The organism is Prevotella marseillensis, from assembly GCF_900625065.1.
GTDB lineage: Bacteria > Bacteroidota > Bacteroidia > Bacteroidales > Bacteroidaceae > Prevotella > Prevotella rara.
Map to the genome: position 1 here is coordinate 1 of NZ_UYXY01000018.1, position 4,283 is coordinate 4,283.

Below are 4,283 nucleotides of genomic sequence, written 5' to 3' on the forward strand. Positions count from 1 at the left end.
ACGGTGATAAGGAGGCGAAAGTGGTGATGAATACGGTCGGTAACATTTTCTCCGGGCAGGTGGTAGGTGAAACGGCAAAGACACTATCGGAACGATTCGGTAAGGTGTTGCAGAAACGGCAGTCTATCTCCATCAACCGGCAGGATGTTTCCACCTCCATTAACACGCAGATGGACGCGCTTATCCCGCCCAGCAAGATTTCCGGTTTGACGCAGGGAATGTTTGTCGGTTCGGTGTCCGACAACTTCAACGAGCGTATCGAACAGAAGATTTTCCACTGCGAGATTGTGGTGGATGCCGATAAGGTAAAACGGGAGGAAAGTGCCTACAAGAAAATCCCCGTTATTACCGATTTCACTGACGCAGACGGCAACGACCGCATGAAGGAAACGGTGCAGGCAAATTACCGGCGCATCAAGGAGGAGGTGAAGCAGATTGTTCAGGAGGAATTGGAGCGCATCGCGGGCGATGACAACCTGAAGCATCTGTTGCAGCAGAAGTAACCTATTAAAATAAGGGAGGATAGCTAAAATCCTCCCTTATTTTAATATTCCTCCAAAAGTTTATTTTGACGTAAATCTTCAATGTAACATGCTAAGTTACTTGAAACTTTATTAAATACTTTATCAAGATATGGGATGATATTTTCCAAATTCAATTCCAACTCTAACGGGAAACTATGATATTGATGTAAAAACCTTGTGATGTCATTTCTTTCTGAAACAGATAAAAGCAAAAATGGATTACTGTTTTTATAATATACCATTGCTGAAAGATGAATAAAAGCGCATCCTAATTTATAAACAAAAAAAGGCCAGCCATAAAATTTATCAGCTAAATCCACCATTTGTTTATCGGTCACGACTTTCTTTGTATTGGGATAAGACCATTTTATTCCCTCCAAAGTTTGGTTTATAAAATGCTCTCTAAGGTTTAAGTCGCTAATTGACAACAAAAACATAACTCTTACCATAGAATCTAATTCTTGACGCAGAATAGATATTACCTGCCCATATAATTGTTGTTGCAACAAAATATTTATAGCGCAAGAATGTTCTCCTGACCTTTGAGTAACTATATCGCAAAATAAATTAATATTATTTGTTTTCATTGTTGAGTGATTTCGCTTATAAGATATAGGATTTACTATTGGTTGCCACATATATCTGATGCGGCATTTCTTTTTCGTTGTATATTATTGTATGGTTGTCGCACAAGGTCATTCCCAGCCTTTCAACCACACGGATGGATGCCACGTTTTCCGGTCGGATACTGCAACAGACAGTTTTCAGTTCCAGCTCTCCAAAGGCGTATTCCAAACACGCGCGGGCGGCTTCCGTACCGTAACCGTTATGCCAGTATGTGTTATCGAGTATATAGCCAAGCTCGACAGTCTCGTTCCCGTTTAGGGTACTATTCATCAGACCGGCTTGTCCTATCAATGCGCCGCTTTCTTTCAGTATGACGGCAAAATATCCGAACCCGTCCTTGCGGTATCGGATGAGTTGCCTGTTTATCCATTTGCGCACGTCCTTTTTGGTAAAGCCGTGTTCCCAAGCGTACATGACTTCCGGCTTTCCCATTATGGCAAGGAGTGCGTCCATATCCTTACGGGTTATCCTGCGGATAAGCAGCCGTTCCGTTTCCATGACGACCAGCGATGCGGAATAGGTCTTTATCTCAAATCCGTCCTCTTTCCATTCCTTCACAAGCCTGTTGATCGTTTCTTCCACCAGACTGTCATAAGCGGCATCGGGAATAACCTTTATAAAAAAGGTGTCACGGGTTTCTTTCATGACCCATTCGTTGATGTCTTTCAGTTCCTTGCCTTCGGGAATGTAATTCTTGTGTATCATGAACTCGTTGATGTTGTCCGCCAACAATTCTTCCAACTGATAACGGATGTCATCCTCCAGTTCGGCAAATGGTATGGTTTCCTCTTCATAGATGCCTTCTATTAAAACATCATCCTCTTCCATATCCTCGTCCGGTGTCTGATTGCCCCGTTTCATGTCCAACATATCCTGCGCGAACTGCCCGGATTCCTTGTCCTTGTACTTCTTGGCATATTTTTCCAGCAGTTCCCAGTCCTGACGGCTCATCGGGCATTTGAAAACGGCTCGTTCCACCTCGTTACAGCGCACCATGTCCGCCTTCACATCATCGGGAAGCGACCGGCATTCCTTGCAGATATGCCGCGAGTGTCCTTTGCCGCTGAATTGCTCGTTGGCTTTGTACTCGCTACAAATCCGACAGTAATGCCCCTGTTGTTTCTTCTTTTTCGCCACCATACCCCGTTATTATATCAACAGTTCTTTTCCTTTATCGGTAAGACGATATTTCTGCCGGGGATGTTTCGGATTTTCCGGGTAAATAGGCTCTACCAAATTCTGCCTTATGGCTGGATACAGATATAGTTCTAAAAAATTACTTTTGTCCTTTAATCCTATCACACACATAATCTCTTTGGTTGAAAGTGTCTGTGTGCCGATTGCAGACAACACCTTTTCCACCTGTGGGGTAACTGTGGGGTGACTGTGGGGTAACTGTCGGGTAATTGTCGGGTCGTGCCCCACAGTTTTTCGGGTATAGCGGAAAATAACCCATACACTATTTCCATCTGTATGAAACTCCGGATCGGGAATGCCGACACGCCGGCATTCGCTTATCATAAGCCCGATGCCTCGTCCCCAGCTTTCCAGAACCTCGCTTTTATACAGAACATTCGCAATAATCAGGTTTTGAGGTTCTGAATTATGCCCGCTCAATAACTTTTCCATTGTTATATCCGGCGGAAAAGTTCCACTGTTCTCAATCTCCACACGGTCATCATAGATGGCAATTCCTACCGAACTGCCGGGACGGTGGTATGAGCGGTGGCAAAGGGCATTTGTGCAGCATTCCCTCAATGCCTTGTAAGGAATCTCAAGCTCTTCCTCCCGATACAAGCCTTCAACTTTGCCCGAAAGGGAAAGATGCTTGAAAAAGAACGACATTGCAGTGTCCAGCAGTGTGTAGATATTGCCAGTGGTACGCTGATTGTCTATAAACTCGTCTTTTGTAGTTCCTTTGAAACGCGCCAACCGAAGCAGGCACTGGGGATAGAAGTAAAAATCACGACCGAACAAGACTGCGGAAGCATTATTCAGTTTTCCGTCATGTAACAGGTTGAATTTTTCGAGTATGGTCGGCAAATCCTCCCTTATGGTGGCTTCGGGTAGGCGACCGCACCGGATGCCTCCACGTACCGCTCCCATAATGGCATGTTCATCAAGGTCAGTAACTTTGATGTCGGGATTCGTCATCGCCTCCCAAGCGTATTTCCCACCTCGCTGCATAAGCAGTTGGTTATATACGTCTTGCGGCATGGAGGATGTCACGCTCTCCAATCGAAGATAAGCCCGTCCCTTATAGGAGAACGGACGCATATAACGTTGGCTGTCCGCAGACAAGGCTATCACACTCTTGTCTGTATTTTGGATACTGATATACGAAACTTCGAGTGTGGCAAATGGTTCAAAACGCCGGATGGCTTCCGCAATATCACGCTTCGTCTTGTCGCTCACTTCCTGCCCGATGATCTTTCCTTTGTCGGTCACACCGAACAACACCGTGCCACCTTCGCTGTTAAGGAAAGCGCAGAGCGTTTCCATGCCGCGCTCCAACTGCCCGGTGGTTTCCTTGAACTCCACCTGCCCGTTTTCCTTTTCGGCTATCAGTTGTTTTACTATATCGAGGTTGTCTATGTTCATATTCAATTCGTAACAATTGTACAAAGATAGCGTTTTTCGCTGAAATTCGGGGCAATAGCGCGCCGAAAACGCCCTTTTTCGTATAGATTTTACTCAAACGGGAGAACAGCATGATACCATTCTCCCGCTTATACCTGATTTTATCTTCTCATACGTTCCAGCTCTTCATCGCGCAGCATTCTCTCGTTCAGTTTCTCCTGCATCTTGTCGAGGAAATAGGTACGGCTTTCGTTTTTCCGACGTTTGATGTCGGTATAGAAGCGGTAGCAATCCTTCGACTCAATACCGAATATCTTGTAGAGAATCGGGGCGAGCTGTTTTAGCGGCATATTGCCGTTGTTGATACAGCCCATCTCGTCTATGCCGTAGATAAGTTCCACGAGGTCGATGGCGTTGCCCGTCCAAAGAAGGCTGGCGGTGGTTTCTGTTGCGTTGTTGGCGGATATTAGTGGTGGCACTTGGGGCGTGGCAAGGAATTTCTGCATCTTTCTTACGAAAGACAGAGCCTTGCTGACGTAGGCGGCAATCTCT

The 4,283-nt window shown here is 45.5% G+C and carries 4 protein-coding genes and 1 pseudogene; 1 reads left to right on the forward strand and 4 read right to left on the reverse strand.

Annotated elements, in window-relative coordinates; genetic code table 11:
• A pseudogene (locus EJL04_RS16185) lies at positions 1-503 on the forward strand (conjugal transfer protein TraG); the annotation flags it as partial.
• A 41-nt stretch (positions 504-544) separates the two neighbouring features.
• Here the strand turns inward: EJL04_RS16185 and EJL04_RS16190 are convergent.
• The 4 genes from EJL04_RS16190 to EJL04_RS16205 all read right to left on the reverse strand — a co-directional run.
• A complete protein-coding gene (locus EJL04_RS16190) occupies positions 545-1,111 on the reverse strand; it encodes a hypothetical protein (RefSeq protein ID WP_002560991.1) in 567 nt (188 codons plus the stop codon).
• A gap of 16 nt (positions 1,112-1,127) precedes the next feature.
• Positions 1,128-2,291, reverse strand: coding sequence for a GNAT family N-acetyltransferase (locus EJL04_RS16195; RefSeq protein WP_002560992.1), 1,164 nt, complete (start codon positions 2,289-2,291; stop codon positions 1,128-1,130).
• Between the two features lie 9 nt (positions 2,292-2,300).
• Positions 2,301-3,752 carry an ATP-binding protein gene (locus tag EJL04_RS16200; RefSeq protein WP_002560993.1) on the reverse strand — a complete coding sequence of 484 codons (1,452 nt, stop codon included), beginning with the start codon at positions 3,750-3,752 and terminating at the stop codon, positions 2,301-2,303.
• Between the two features lie 140 nt (positions 3,753-3,892).
• Positions 3,893-4,283 (reverse strand): RteC domain-containing protein (locus EJL04_RS16205; RefSeq protein ID WP_206429399.1); only part of this gene is annotated, 391 nt, incomplete at its 5' end.

Excerpts from the sequence above, each read along its gene's own strand:
- EJL04_RS16190 (WP_002560991.1), bottom strand. The coding sequence starts at position 1,111 with ATGAAAACAAATAATATTAATTTATTTTGCGATATAGTTACTCAAAGG.
- EJL04_RS16200 (WP_002560993.1), bottom strand. The coding sequence starts at position 3,752 with ATGAACATAGACAACCTCGATATAGTAAAACAACTGATAGCCGAAAAG.
- EJL04_RS16195 (WP_002560992.1), bottom strand. The coding sequence starts at position 2,291 with ATGGTGGCGAAAAAGAAGAAACAACAGGGGCATTACTGTCGGATTTGT.